Annotated in this window: 9 protein-coding genes; 6 read left to right on the forward strand and 3 right to left on the reverse strand. The window is 38.8% G+C overall.

Going from position 1 to position 13736, the window contains the following annotated elements; translation table 11 throughout:
* Positions 1 to 23: 23 nt before the first annotated feature.
* Complete coding sequence (locus A3Q34_RS17525) at positions 24 to 1175, reverse strand: acyl-CoA dehydrogenase family protein (RefSeq protein WP_070376516.1); 1152 nt, start codon at positions 1173 to 1175, stop codon at positions 24 to 26.
* A gap of 461 nt (positions 1176 to 1636) precedes the next feature.
* Between A3Q34_RS17525 and A3Q34_RS17530 the strand changes: the two genes are divergently transcribed.
* From A3Q34_RS17530 to A3Q34_RS21285, 3 genes are all read left to right on the forward strand, one after another.
* On the forward strand, positions 1637 to 4450 hold the full coding sequence (locus A3Q34_RS17530) for a TonB-dependent receptor domain-containing protein (protein ID WP_070376517.1): 2814 nt from the start codon (positions 1637 to 1639) through the stop codon (positions 4448 to 4450).
* Positions 4451 to 4776: 326 nt separating this feature from the next.
* On the forward strand, positions 4777 to 5226 hold the full coding sequence (locus A3Q34_RS17535; RefSeq protein ID WP_442855263.1) for a YbhB/YbcL family Raf kinase inhibitor-like protein: 450 nt from the start codon (positions 4777 to 4779) through the stop codon (positions 5224 to 5226).
* Between the two features lie 366 nt (positions 5227 to 5592).
* A complete protein-coding gene (locus A3Q34_RS21285; RefSeq protein ID WP_442855264.1) occupies positions 5593 to 5739 on the forward strand; it encodes a hypothetical protein in 147 nt (48 codons plus the stop codon).
* 168 nt (positions 5740 to 5907) lie between these two features.
* On the opposite strand, the gene A3Q34_RS17540 is transcribed toward A3Q34_RS21285, so the two are convergent.
* On the reverse strand, positions 5908 to 6504 hold the full coding sequence (locus A3Q34_RS17540; RefSeq protein WP_157471030.1) for a catalase: 597 nt from the start codon (positions 6502 to 6504) through the stop codon (positions 5908 to 5910).
* 31 nt (positions 6505 to 6535) lie between these two features.
* Positions 6536 to 7978, reverse strand: coding sequence for a hypothetical protein (locus A3Q34_RS17545; protein ID WP_231907379.1), 1443 nt, complete (start codon positions 7976 to 7978; stop codon positions 6536 to 6538).
* A gap of 473 nt (positions 7979 to 8451) precedes the next feature.
* Between A3Q34_RS17545 and A3Q34_RS17550 the strand changes: the two genes are divergently transcribed.
* Genes A3Q34_RS17550 through A3Q34_RS17560 form a run of 3 tightly spaced genes read left to right on the forward strand, consistent with a single transcriptional unit; the run spans position 8452 to position 13689 of the window.
* A complete protein-coding gene (locus A3Q34_RS17550; RefSeq protein ID WP_070376519.1) occupies positions 8452 to 10305 on the forward strand; it encodes an AMP-binding protein in 1854 nt (617 codons plus the stop codon).
* 60 nt (positions 10306 to 10365) lie between these two features.
* A complete protein-coding gene (locus tag A3Q34_RS17555) occupies positions 10366 to 11565 on the forward strand; it encodes a 3-oxoadipyl-CoA thiolase (RefSeq protein WP_070376520.1) in 1200 nt (399 codons plus the stop codon).
* Between the two features lie 24 nt (positions 11566 to 11589).
* Positions 11590 to 13689: a 3-hydroxyacyl-CoA dehydrogenase NAD-binding domain-containing protein gene (locus tag A3Q34_RS17560; protein WP_070376521.1), complete on the forward strand. Its 2100-nt coding sequence runs from the start codon at positions 11590 to 11592 to the stop codon at positions 13687 to 13689.
* The last annotated feature ends 47 nt before the right edge of the window (positions 13690 to 13736 follow it).

Here is a 13736-nt window from a genome sequence, read left to right on the forward strand (position 1 = left end):
GCAAATCCTTCGTTGGTCTTAATTTATTGAATGTCTTTGATCATATTTTTGGCAATTATCATTTGTTGGATCTGTGTTGTGCCTTCGTATAATCGAAATAATCTGACGTCACGATAAAGTCTTTCTACGGCGTATTCTGAAATGTAGCCAGCACCGCCGTGAATTTGTACTGCTTTGTCAGCGACTCTTCCCACCATTTCTGTGGCAAATAACTTACAACAAGAAGCTTCTGTGGTTATTTTTTTGCCTAAATCTTTTTGTCTTGCTGCATCAAGTACCATGCATTTAGCGGCGTAAGCTTCAGCCTTACTGTCCGCTAACATCACTTGAATCATTTGGTGCTCAGCAATGGGTTTACCAAATTGTGTTCTCTGTATGGCATATCTTAAGGCATCATCAATTAATCGCTCGGCAATACCGACACTTAATGCTGAAATATGTAGGCGACCTCTGTCTAATACTTTCATTGACGTTATAAAGCCTTTGCCTGCAACACCACCAATAATATTTTCGGCAGGGACACGGCAATTCTCAAAAATAACATCACAGGTATGAGAACCTTGCTGACCCATTTTTTTATCTTTAGGCCCAAGGGTAATACCAGGAGTCGTCGCGTCTACGATAAAAGCCGATATTCCCTTAGCCCCTTTAATCGATGGATCGGTCCGAGCCATCACGGTAAAGGTTCCTGCTCTTGGCGCGTTAGTAATATAACGCTTGGTACCATTAATAATATACTCGTTGCCTTGCTTTATTGCCGACGTTTTTACGGCAGAGGCGTCAGAGCCAACATCGGGTTCAGTTAAACAAAAAGCACCGATAAGTTCACCTGAGGCATATTTAGGTAAATAGCTTTTTTTTTGTTTTTCAGTGCCATCAAATACAATAGCGGCCGAGCCAATACCGTTGTTAGTTCCAATGAGAGAGCGAAAAGCAGGTGATGTTCGACCTAACTCAATAGCGACCAGCGCCTCTTCCTCCATTGTTAGACCTAAGCCATCGTATTCTTCTGGGATGGTCATACCAAACAAACCCATGGCTTTCATTTCTTGAACAATATCATCTGGAATAGCATCGTTTTCTGCCACTTCATTTTCCGCAGGGACTAAACGCTCTCTAACGAATTTTGAAATACTGCCTAGAAACTGATCCAACATTTCCTGATCTCGAATCATTTTTAAATCTCTATTTTAAAAGCTTTTCATTCCGCACAGTGGAACACAGGGGTAGGTAAATATCAAGATGTAATTATAGCTAATAACATTATATTTGCTGACTAAATATTCTCTTACTAGATAATATTAGTTTGATTTTTAGCTTTATATTATTTTTGTTAATGCTAGGTTAAATTTAAATTAGTGGAATTATCGGTTAAATAAAGTACTTGCATATTCCGCTATGCAGAATTAGTATCACTTAAATTAATTTTTGAATGCAGTGCGGTATAGGCTTTTTTACTGAGTCTTTATAACGATTGAATCGCTGAATTATCATGAGGATACAAGCAAAACCTTAAGGGTAATTTAGTGCAGTAAGCAGAACAATTAATAGCTGTTGGAGGAAAAATAGTCATTAATTGAAAATATTATGATCACAATAAAATAAAATAAAATAAAATGAATAACAGGGGAAACATATGAAAAATACCAGACTAAAACGAAACTCCATAACAATCGCGATTAGCGCAGCGCTTGGTATCATGGCAAGTAGTGCTTTGTATGCGGAAGAAGTAAAAGAGACAAATAAAAAAGATATTGAGAAAATCCAAGTTATTGGTTCTCATTTAAAAGGTTCGGCACTTGAAACCTCAGCGCCTGTGCAAACGATTAGCCGAGCAGATTTAGAAAAAATAGGTTCTCCTTCTATTGTTGAAATGACACAAAAATTGTCAATCAGTTCTGGTATTCAAGGTAATTCAAATCAATACGGCTCTAATGGCACCGAAGGTACTTCCAATATCAATTTGAGAGGACTAGGGGCAGGCCGTACCTTAGTGTTAATTAATGGCAAAAGACATACCTTCAACCCTTACGCTATTGTTGATCAACAAATGCTTTATGTTAACACCCAAGACATTCCTTCGATGGCGGTTAAACGTGTCGACATGCTAAAAGAAGGTGCAGCGGCGATATATGGTTCTGATGCAATCGCAGGTGTAGTTAATTTTTCAACAAGAAGTGACTTTGAAGGCTTAGAAGTAAAAGCTGACTATAAAAATTTACAAGATAGTGATGGCGATTATGGCTTAGGTCTCATCTTTGGGCTAGGCAATGATGATACTCATTGGGTAACTTCTGTTAGCTATGATAAAACTAATACCATCAGCACAGCAGATAAAGATTGGGCAGTACAGGATTATGCGACTAACCCACAAGGTGGTTGGTCATCAATAGGTAATCCTCCGTCGATATTTAATGCGGCTTGGTTGGGTGATAACTCAAATCCTAAATATTTATTAGACCCGGGTTGTGAAGTGTTAGGCGGAACGAAAGCGGGTTTATGTAGATTCCAATATACGCCATTCTCAGCGTTAAATGATGGTGATACCCACTTAAAAGTTTTTAGTGAATTAAACCATGATTTTATAAATGATATTAATCTACATGTTGAACTGTTGTACTCACAGACTGAGGTACCAACTACTTATGGCTCACCTTCGTATCCACCACAAAAATTAGTAGATTTTTCAGACCGCTATGTACCAACTTACCATCCTGCATGGCAAGCCTTAGTGGCGAGCAATCCTGAATTTGCCAGTGCGCCTCATCCCTCGTTAAACCGTGTTGCTTATATTGGTCGCACAGTAGGTGTTGCTGGGCCTTCTAGCGAAGGTGGCTTAGACTATAAAACTTACCGTATTGCAGCAGAATTAGAGGGTAAATTTGATAATGACTATAACTGGGAAACCGGCTTCGCTTATTCAAATTCAAAACTTGATTATGTTAGTAACCCAGATACCTTAATCGTGCCATTGAAGAATGCCTTATTAGGTTATGGTGGCGACAATTGTGATATGGATGCGGGTGTACCAGGTGCTAATGGCTGTTTATTCTTTAACCCGTTTTCTAATGGCATTGAAACATCGGCTTCTAATGGCGCGACTAACCCGAACTACAATCCAACGTTAGCCAACTCTCAAGAGGTGTTAGATTACGTTTCGGGAACCAGAACATCACAAAAAGAAACTGAATTATTTGTGTTTGATAGCTTAGTTTCAGGTGACTTAGATATTGAATTAGATGGCGGTGTTGTTGAACTTGCTGTCGGCGCTCAGTATCGTTATGAGTCTTTTTCAAATGAAGTTAATGACCTTGGAAATTTAGCGATAAACCCATGTCCAGAGCTTGGTGAAACAGATTGTGCAAACCCTACGGGTGTTTTTCATTTTCGTAGCGGTGAGCTGAATCAAGATTCATCGCAAAGTATTTATGCTTTATTCAGTGAAGTAGCGTTACCTGTATCAGACGATTTAAAAATGAAGGTTGCTTTGCGTTATGAAAATTATGGCGGAGAAGTAGGTGATACTTTAGATCCAAAAGTATCAGCGCAATATACTATTAATGACAACTTCTCATTAAGAGGCTCAGCAAGTACTACTTTTAGAGGACCTACACTTAATCAACTAGAAGGTAGTAATACAACTCTTTCTTATGTTGGGGCTCCTGCCGCCTTTAAAGCTGTTGATACTCAAGGTAATGCTGCCTTAGCACCTGAATCTGCCGTTGCACTAAACTTTGGTGTTATTGGTGAATTTTGGGGGGATCGCTTATTCGCAACTATTGATTTTTGGTCATTTGATCTAAGCGACCCAATCATTGTTGAAAACTATAATGCGGTATTATCGGCTGCAGTTGCTGGTAAACAACCTTATGTTGATCAAGTGCAATGGACAGAGCCTGGTAACGCAAACACAGTTGAACGTATTGAAACTAAAATAATCAATGGCGCTGATGTCAAAACAAGTGGTATTGATGTTCAATTACGCTTGAATGTGACCGATTATTGGACCTTGGATATGAATGGAACGTATACCGCTGAATATAAAGTGGCTGGCGATGATTTATCAGAGGCTTTTGATGCGGCTGGTTTCCTAAATAATACCAACTCTAATCGTCCAATGCCCAAGTATAAAGCTACGATGATAAATAGTTTCGACTTCGACAATCACAATGTTAGTTTATCTGCTTATTATGTTAGTGATTATAAAGATGAGCGAGATTCGTTATTTACGACTAACACTAGAGGTCAAGTCATCGAAAGCCAAATACAGCTTGATTTAAGTTATAACTATCTCTTGAATGATGACCGAACGAAGGTGAACTTAACGGTGAGTAATTTAACTGATGAAGAGCCTTCTTTTGCTCGTTTAGATTTAAATTATGACCCCTTTACCCATAATCCTTTAGGTCGTACATTTAAAATAAGTGTTGTTCATAAATTTGCTGAATAATCACTAAAAAGAAACAAAAAGCTTAAGCTATGCGCTAATGCAGAATAAGTTATTAATGCTGGCTTTGTCGATTAATGAGATCAAAATCCGATGGTAAAACCATCGGGTTTTTTATGTACAGGATGTGCAGTATATGTCATACAAAGGGGGTGTAATATTGGCCAGTGCCTTTTAGTGGTGTTGTAGATCAAATTAAATAAAAATAAATAAGGGTTATTATGCTGCTTAAACTTAAACTACTTTTAGTTTTATCACTTAGTATTTCGGTATCGGTGTTTTCAGCACCGCTAACATTAACAAGTCAGGATATTACACAAGGCGAATTTATGTCTAAAAGACATGAGTTAATTGGTTATGACTGTTCAGGAGGTGATTTGTCGCCCCACCTTAAATGGTCTGACGCACCTGAAGGTACTAAAAGCTATGCAATTACAGCTTATGATCCCGATACCGCTTCAGGCAGTGGTTGGTGGCATTGGCAGATAATTAACATACCAATAACCGTGATGGAAATACCAACCGGCGCGGGGAGTAAAAAAAATAATAGTGCACCAATTGGGAGTACTCAAATAGAAAATGATTTTAGTATTGCTGCTTTTAGTGGCGCTTGCCCACCTAAAGGCACTGGCTTGCATCATTATCGTTTTACAATTCATGCGCTGTCTGTCGAAAAAATTGAATTACCGGGGAACGCTTCTAGCGCACTAGCAGGTTACATGATCAATATACACACCATAGAATCAAGCACTATTGAGTCTTTGTATAAGCGTGATTAGCCTTAATATTTAAAGTGTGACGGCAGTAAATTTGCTGGTTTTAGATTTACTCAATATTATAATAACTCAGTACATCTAGTCTGTTAGTGCGCTAGGTGAATAGCGCACGTGACCTAGTTACAGTCAAACTTTAGTATAGTGAGATAAAAAGCAGATGATGTCGATGTCTCAACATTAGAAAGCCAAGAGAAATATCGCCGCTTAAATGGCAGTGGCCCCCCAAGAACCATCGCATGGTTCAGCACATATTCACGCGATAATATTAATAACTTAGCGCCTTATTCCTTTTTTATCGTCGCAAGTTGTTATCCTCCTGTGCTGATTTATACCTAAGTAACACACAGAAGTGGCATTAATAAAGGCACCTTGCAAAATTTAATTGAAACCGGTGAATGTGTTGTCAATATTGTTAATACCGCTTTTCGCGTTGATTGGATGCCTTTTGCTGGGCGAAAAAAATCTGTTTATAATATGGGGTATCGCTTATACCATGCACGATATGTCGCAGGCTAAAATGGCGGTTATTAAGCTCTAAGCTTTATTAAAACTTAGTAACGTTTGATAGAAATTATCGTTTAAAAATAAAGGAGTCTCTAGTTGCTATAAACTCCTTTTTATTTGCGTTATTATTAATTAGCCATTAGTTTATCTTTCGGCTAGTTATTGCTATTAAATCGTTATTTATTGACCGCTCAATCTTTTACCAAACGAAATTGCATAAGCTGGTGAACGCATTCTTAATATAGGGTCTGCACTTGGGGTAAAACCTGGCGACATTATGTTAGGATAAAAGTTAGTATTGTTACAGGCATCGCCGCCGCTGGTGTTAACTGTTACTGTGCAAAACGCTACTTTAGGGCGTTCAGTCGGCCACTGTTGTGACGGGTCAATATCGCTATCTTGGGCTTCACCTAAGCTCGCCATAATGGTAAAACGAACCGTTTTATCCTTAAGTTGTTGCGCAAAAGTATCCGCTAAAAATTCAGTTGGCATATTAGCAACCTCTTCTTTTTCCAGTGTTTTTCCCCCTAAGCTTGGTTCAATATTCCAGCGAAACTTAGTTTTCTGGTCATTCGATTGTTCAAAATAAAAGGTGTGCAAACCAAAAAATTCAGTATTGGCGAATGACGCGGCTGTTTTAGCGTTTTGATTCCACATAACGTGAGCTTGTAAGCTAGGGTTTTGCTGGACAAATGCTATGGTGTTAACTGGGTCAGATTTGCCATTTTTATCAGGCAGTAAAGTCGATAAAAAACCATGAAAAACTTCTGTATTAATTGTTGAGTAATGGTTTTAATATCCTTGCGAATTACACAAAGATAATAAGAAAAACATCTAAAGCCAATAGCACTATTATGCTATATAAACCATTCCACTCTACCCCCATATTAAAGGGAGATATTTCGGTTATTCTAGCGCTAATACGAACAGAAGTAGTAGACGGAGAACTACCTGCAACTACAGCCCAAGTCATCATCATTACTAGTGCTATGGTAACAGGCATATTTTCGACACTGGGCAATTGAGACAAGGCTCCTGCCATTAAAGTGACAGAAATCATTGGGCTGATAAATAAAAGTGCGGCTAAATAAATTAGCCATGAAGACGCAATTAATATCAGCGCGGCAGATATATTCAAATGGGCTAATTGTTGTGCAAACCAGTCAAGATCTAACACCGCCAATAACAACCGGCCAATGAGAACAGACCCAGCAAAAAAAACGATTTCTGAGCGTTGTAATGGTAATCTAAAAAATATGTCGGTTCTAAAGCGTTTTACCGTTAATCGCATGGCGCTTAACTTATTATGTGAACGATAATACTGCCAAAATATCCAAGTAATGCTAACCATCGGCGCACTGACTAACACGGCAGCAATTGGTCGTAAGGGAGTCGTAAATATTAGTAGACCAGATATTAATGCTAATGTGATGACAACAATAACAATAGGATAACTGACCTTCAAGTCTGATAAATTATTGGAAATTGTTGGCACAAGATGTCTCAGATGTTTGGGCGCCTGAATATGATCTAGCCAAATACCAAATAAAAGTAACGCTAGGGTTAGGTATAAGCCATAGGGAATAATATCTATCCACTGTAGATCTGGGATGGTGGTTACTAAAAGCGTAATTGTGATTGAGGTAGGTGCCCACAGGGGTATGCTGCAAAATCCTCGCAACACCGCTAACATCATACGGCGCTGCCTTGCACTGTTGATTCGTGCGTCAACGGTGTCTTTGTTTTCATGTAAACTTCTCTGGATCATGGTGCCTAATAAATTAATGGCGCCAACACTCATTAATATACCCAAAATATGGCTGGCAAAGCTGAGCAGCGCATAACGTCTTACGGGGTGTTGCTGTAAAAGCACGTGGCCGGTGAGATTAACTGAATTTGAGCTTAAAGCTGCCTCTTTTAATAGACCAAGGGCAATTAAAAAGAATGCAAAAAAAACTACGCTGCGACTTAATATGCCTAACTGATGCAATGATATTTGAGACAAGAATAATAATGAAAGCGTTAAGCCAATAGCAACTAATGTGATGATTTTTGTTGATAAGTCTAAATTTCGCCACTCAACAAGAATAAATAGTATCAATACGAATACAGCCAAAAGTGCCGTTGGCTGGTATCCGGTCCATTCTGTTATTAAGGTCGCAAAAAAAATAACCACTAGGCATAGTGGCGATAGCCAAGGAAAAACGTTATTTATGCTGTCATTTTTCTTCATGTCATCAGTTTTATTCATTAGTGTTTTCTTTTACATGAATGGTTGAGGCTAAAAGCAGTATGACTAAGTTTTGATTTATAGACTGCGCTATTTTATACCCTCAGTGGCAATTATTGTTCAAATTAACGCTTACGCTTGCTAGATATATTGAATTTTATTCATTTATGATTATATTTTGTGTGGCATTAAATGGTCAGACATTCGTATTAAACAATTAATACCACAAGGTACCGCTTAGCGGAATTATACTTTATTGATTAAAGTTTGTCTGTTTATATTAAAGTTATGAATTCAAATAAGATATTTGTAATTATTTACTGCATATTTCTTAAACCAAATGGGTATTATTTAATGACTTTATAAAGTACATTAAATAGCTTCCTAAAAACACTTGCAAAATACAGTTCCGCATTGCAGAATACATGAACTATTTTGCTGCGTAATTAGTCTTGTAGTAATAATCAATGAAATTGTATTAGAGTGAGCGATTAATGTCCAAACCAACAGAATTAGAGTTACTTGCTGATTTAGAAAAAATAAGTTATCAAGACCGATATCATTGTAAAACAACTTACGATGTTTTTTGCCTCGCAGCAGATGAATATCCGGCTGATATAGCAATAGCTGAGCATATTACTGCGGCTCGAGATGAAGTTGCCAAAGAAATAACGTTTACTACTTTAGCCAATAAACTTAATCAAACAGCAAACCTCTATAAAAAATTCGGCGTTGAGCGTACAGATGTTGTCTCTATTTTACTGCCAAATTTGACAGAAACTCATCTTAGTATGTGGGCTGCACAAGCGGTGGGAATTGCCAATCCGATTAACTATCTTCTGCAAGTTGATCACATAATAGAAATACTAAATGAGGTAAAAACTAGGGTATTAGTTACTGTTTCACTTGATGGGGAAACAGAATTAGGGAAAAAAGTGCATGAAATTATTACACGCGTGCCTTCGCTTGAACATATTCTTGTACTTGATAATAACCATAGTGAAAGTAGTTATAAAAAGCTCACCATCACTGATTTTAATCAGGGGATATCTACTCAATCCAGTGAACGATTGGCGAAAATTTCACAACCTAAAGGTGATGATATTGCGATGTATTTTCATACTGGAGGGACAACTGGCCGTCCAAAAATAGCAAAACTATCTCATGATAATATCAGTTTTGTTGTGCAAGTTTATGCAGGATTTAATGCTTATCATGGTAAATCTGCGGTTTTAAATGCATTACCATTATTTCATGTGTTTGGTGTAATTGCCGCTAGTTTAGCTATGTTCTTTGTGGGCCGTACTGTTGTTATTATGACCCCAGAAGGTTTTAGAAACCCTAATACCGTAAAAAACTGGTGGTATTATGTTAATAAGTATCAAGTGTGTTGGTTTCCTACTGTGCCCACGATCATTTCTGTTCTGTTACAGCAACCAGATGAAAAAATTGACCTGAAATGCTTTGAACATGCAGCCTGTGGTTCATCACCTTTACCTCTTGAATTAAAACTATCATTTCAGAAAAGATTTAATTGCAATGTTACCAACGGTTACGGCATGACCGAATCTTCTTGTGTTGTTGCTAGAACCCTCCCTGGCTACGATGTTGAAGGAGTTGCCGTAGGAAATGGCATACCTTATAGCCGAGTGATTGCTGCCGAAATAATTGATAATAAAATCAGCCGTATTTGTGCAGCTAATGAACCTGGCATTATTTTGGTGAAAGGGCCTAATATTTTTCAAGGCTATTTGAACGAAAGTGATAATGATGGTGCCTGGGTAGAAGGTGATTGGTTTAATACCGGTGATTTAGGTGTGATTAATGCGTTAGGCCATATTCAGCTAACGGGTCGAGCAAAAGATTTGATTATTCGTGGCGGTCATAATATTGATCCTCAAATTATTGAAGACGCCTTATTAGCCCATGCAAATGTAATTCAATCAGTTGCTATTGGTCAACCTGATGCTCATTCAGGTGAAATACCCGTTGCCTATGTAGTGGTAAAAGACAAGCAGCAAAAAACTGCCAATGAATTATTACTACATTGCCAAACACATATTAGCGAAAGAGCGGCAATTCCTAAACGTATTGAAATACTTGATAGCCTGCCGTTAACCGCTGTAGGTAAAGTTTTCAAACCAATATTACGCAATAAAGCCACTGAATTTAGCGTTAGTACTTTGTTGAAAGAAAATGATGTTACCGCGCAAGTTAAATCAGAATTTGATCCAGAAAAAGGTCAGATTGTACATATTCAGTTATCAAATATACAAGACAAACCCAAAGTCGCTAAATTATTAATTGCCTTTCCTATTTTAGTTAATTACACCCGTTTCATTAATTAGGTGATCTACTTTAACCAGTAGAAGACCATAAAGTTTAATAGTAAGTTATAAGGAAAAATTATGAAAGATGCGTATATATACGATGCCGCAAGAACAGCCTTTGGACGTCACGGAGGCATTTTATCTTCTGTTCGACCGGATGATATGCTTGCACACCTTATAAAAACCTTAGTACAACGCAACGACTTTGATTTAAGCCTTTATGAAGATGTTATTGCAGGTAGTACCAATCAAGCAGGCGAAGACAGTCGCAATGTGGCTCGTTTTGCCGGGCTATTAGCAGGCTTGCCAATTGAAACAGGTGGTTTAACCGTTAACCGTTTATGTGGTTCAAGTTTATCGGCAGCCTTAGATGCCGCTCGATGTATTAAAGCTAATGAAGGTGAGCTATTTGTGGCTTGTGGTGTTGAATCTATGAGTCGCGCGCCATTTGTTTTAGCTAAAGCAACCTCAGCCTTTTCCCGCCAGCAAGAAATGTTTGATACCACCATGGGAGCTCGTTTTACTAATCCGGAAATTATTAAAGCCTATGGTGGTCACTCCATGCCAGAAACGGCTGACAATATTGCCAGTGATTTAAATATTAGCAGAGAAGACTGTGATGTATTCGCAGCAAGCTCTCAAGCCAAGTATGAAGCGGCAAAAGTAGCCGGATATTTTATTGATGAAATTATTGCTATTGAAGTTTCACAAGGGCGTAAGTTGCCACCACTTTCTGTTGAAACTGATGAGCATCCACGCCCAGCTTCAACCGTAGACGCACTGGGTAAATTAAGACCATTATTTGATGGTGTAGTAACTGCGGGTAATGCATCAGGCATTAATGACGGTGCTTCTGCCATGATTATTGGTAGTAAAGCCGTCGGTGAACAAGCGGGTATCAAACCTCGCGGTAGAATAATAGCGGGTGCGATTGCCGGCGTACCACCGCGTGTTATGGGCTTAGGGCCAGTTCCAGCTTCACAAAAAGCCTTAGCAAGAGCGGGTTTAACATTAGCTGATATGGATGTTTTAGAATTCAATGAAGCCTTTGCCGTACAAGCACTAGGCTGCATGAAACAACTAGGTATCGCTTTTGATGACCCCCGTGTTAACCAAAATGGAGGTGCGATTGCGATTGGGCATCCTTTGGGTGCTAGTGGTACGCGTATTATGCTAACGGCATTGCGCCAATTAGAAAAAACCGGTGGTCGATACGCATTAGCAACAATGTGTATTGGTATTGGTCAAGGTATCGCTGTCGTTATTGAGCGTGTTTAACTTCTCAAAGTAAGGAATGAATTTATGTCAGTTGTTAGTTATCAATTAGAAGGTGATATCGGTGTTATTCGGTTAAATAACCCGCCAGTTAACGCGCTTTCTCATGCATTACGGTTAGGAATTCAAGAGGCGTTAGTACAAGCACAAGATGATGCTTCATTAGCCTTAGTTTTGATTTGTGAAGGGCGTACTTTTATTGCGGGGGCAGACATTTCAGAGTTCGGTAAACCGCCTATGTTACCTTCGTTACCTGAGTTGCTTAATGCTGTTGAAGCATCAACCAAGCCTATTATTGCCGCCATTCATGGCACCGCACTTGGTGGCGGATTAGAGACTGCTTTGGCTTGTCACTATCGTTGTGCATTGGCTAGCGCTAATGTTGGCTTACCTGAAGTTAAATTAGGTTTATTACCTGGTGCTGGTGGAACACAAAGAGCACCTAGGTTAGTCGGTGTTAAAGCCGCACTGGACTTAATTACTACGGGTACGCCAATTTCTGCAGACAAAGCGCTAAGCCTAGGTTTAATTGATAAAGTCGTTGAAGAAGATTTATTGACCTCAGCCATTATGTTTGCCAAAGAAATTGTCGCACAAGGCGCTGTGCTTAGAAGAGTAAGAGATCTAGACCTTGATAAAACTAGTGCGTCAGCAGAGTTTTTCACTGAATATAGAGCGCAATTGAGTAAACGTTTTCGTCAACAAGAAGCACCTCAACGTATTGTTGAATGTATTGAAGCGGCAATGAACAAACCTTTTGATGAAGGTCTTAAAGTTGAAAGACGTTTATTTATAGAGTGCATGCAATCGTCGCAGTCTGCTGCATTACGTCATATGTTTTTTGCCGAAAGAATGTCCTCAAAAATTAAAGATTTACCAAAAGACACTCAGCTAAAAGATATTAAACGCGTGGGTATTATTGGTGGCGGTACCATGGGCGGAGGTATTGCAATGAATTTTGTTAATGCGGGTATCCCTGTGACATTACTGGAAATTAACGATGCAGCATTGCAGCGTGGTAAAGATATTATCGCTAAAAATTACGCGATGACCGTTAAAAAAGGTAAATTGACTACTGAACTCGCCGCACAACGCCAAGAGCTAATCACAGGCACCACAGATTATAACGATTTAGCTGATATGGATTTGGTCATTGAAGCCGTTTTTGAAAATTTAGACATCAAAAAGCAAGTATTCGCCAAGCTCGATAAAGTGTGTAAACCCGGCGCTATTTTAGCCAGTAACACCTCTTATCAAGACGTAAATTTAATTGCAGAGTCTACTTCGCGACCACAAGATGTTATTGGTCTGCATTTCTTTAGCCCTGCTAATGTAATGAAATTACTTGAAATTGTTCGCGGTGATAAAACATCTGATCAAGTGCTAGCAACATCAATGGCGATTGCTAAAACCATTAAAAAAGTGCCTGCATTGTCTCGCGTTTGTTATGGCTTTATAGGTAACCGTATGTTGCGACAATATGCGCGTGAAGCTCAATTATGTTTACTTGAAGGCTCAACACCTCAAGGTATAGACACCGTAATGCAAAACTTTGGTATGGCAATGGGACCGCTTGCTGTTGGCGATTTAGCTGGAATAGACATTGGCTATAAAGCGCGTGAGGGCTTAACTGATGAAGAAAAAGGTGATGTTAGAACCTACTGCATTGCTGATGCGTTATATAAAATGGGCCGTTTAGGTCAAAAAACCGGTGCAGGCTATTACCAATATGATCCTGACACTAGACAGCGTATAGCTGACCCTGTAGTACTTGAAATTATCGAAGCACAAGCCAAACAAAGAGGGGTTGAGCGCAAAACAATAAATGATGTCACTATTTTACAACGTTTAACTTTCGCTTTAATCAACGAGGGTTTCAAAATACTTGAAGAGGGCATTGCACAACGCCCGAGTGATATTGATGTGGTTTACGCCTTCGGTTATGGATTTCCCGCTTATCGAGGTGGTCCAATGTTTTATGCCGAGACCATAGGTTTAGACAAAATATATCAAACAATATGTGAATTTGGCGCTACTTACGGTGAAGAGTTTTGGCAACCAGCAACATTATTAAAACAACTTGTCACAGAAGGTAAAACCTTAACTCAGTGGGCTAATAGCCAATAACTAAAAGAGTGAAAAATTAGCCATATCATATGTTGGCATGGCTAATT

The organism is Colwellia sp. PAMC 20917, from assembly GCF_001767295.1.
In the GTDB taxonomy this organism is placed as follows: domain Bacteria; phylum Pseudomonadota; class Gammaproteobacteria; order Enterobacterales; family Alteromonadaceae; genus Colwellia_A.

Bases quoted from the DNA above. Each gene is read 5' to 3' on its own strand.
- A3Q34_RS17525 (WP_070376516.1), bottom strand. From the start codon at position 1,175: ATGATTCGAGATCAGGAAATGTTGGATCAGTTTCTAGGCAGTATTTCA.
- A3Q34_RS17530 (WP_070376517.1), top strand. From the start codon at position 1,637: ATGAAAAATACCAGACTAAAACGAAACTCCATAACAATCGCGATTAGC.
- A3Q34_RS17535 (WP_442855263.1), top strand. From the start codon at position 4,777: ATGTCTAAAAGACATGAGTTAATTGGTTATGACTGTTCAGGAGGTGAT.
- A3Q34_RS17545 (WP_231907379.1), bottom strand. From the start codon at position 7,978: ATGAATAAAACTGATGACATGAAGAAAAATGACAGCATAAATAACGTT.
- A3Q34_RS17550 (WP_070376519.1), top strand. From the start codon at position 8,452: ATGTCCAAACCAACAGAATTAGAGTTACTTGCTGATTTAGAAAAAATA.
- A3Q34_RS17555 (WP_070376520.1), top strand. From the start codon at position 10,366: ATGAAAGATGCGTATATATACGATGCCGCAAGAACAGCCTTTGGACGT.
- A3Q34_RS17560 (WP_070376521.1), top strand. From the start codon at position 11,590: ATGTCAGTTGTTAGTTATCAATTAGAAGGTGATATCGGTGTTATTCGG.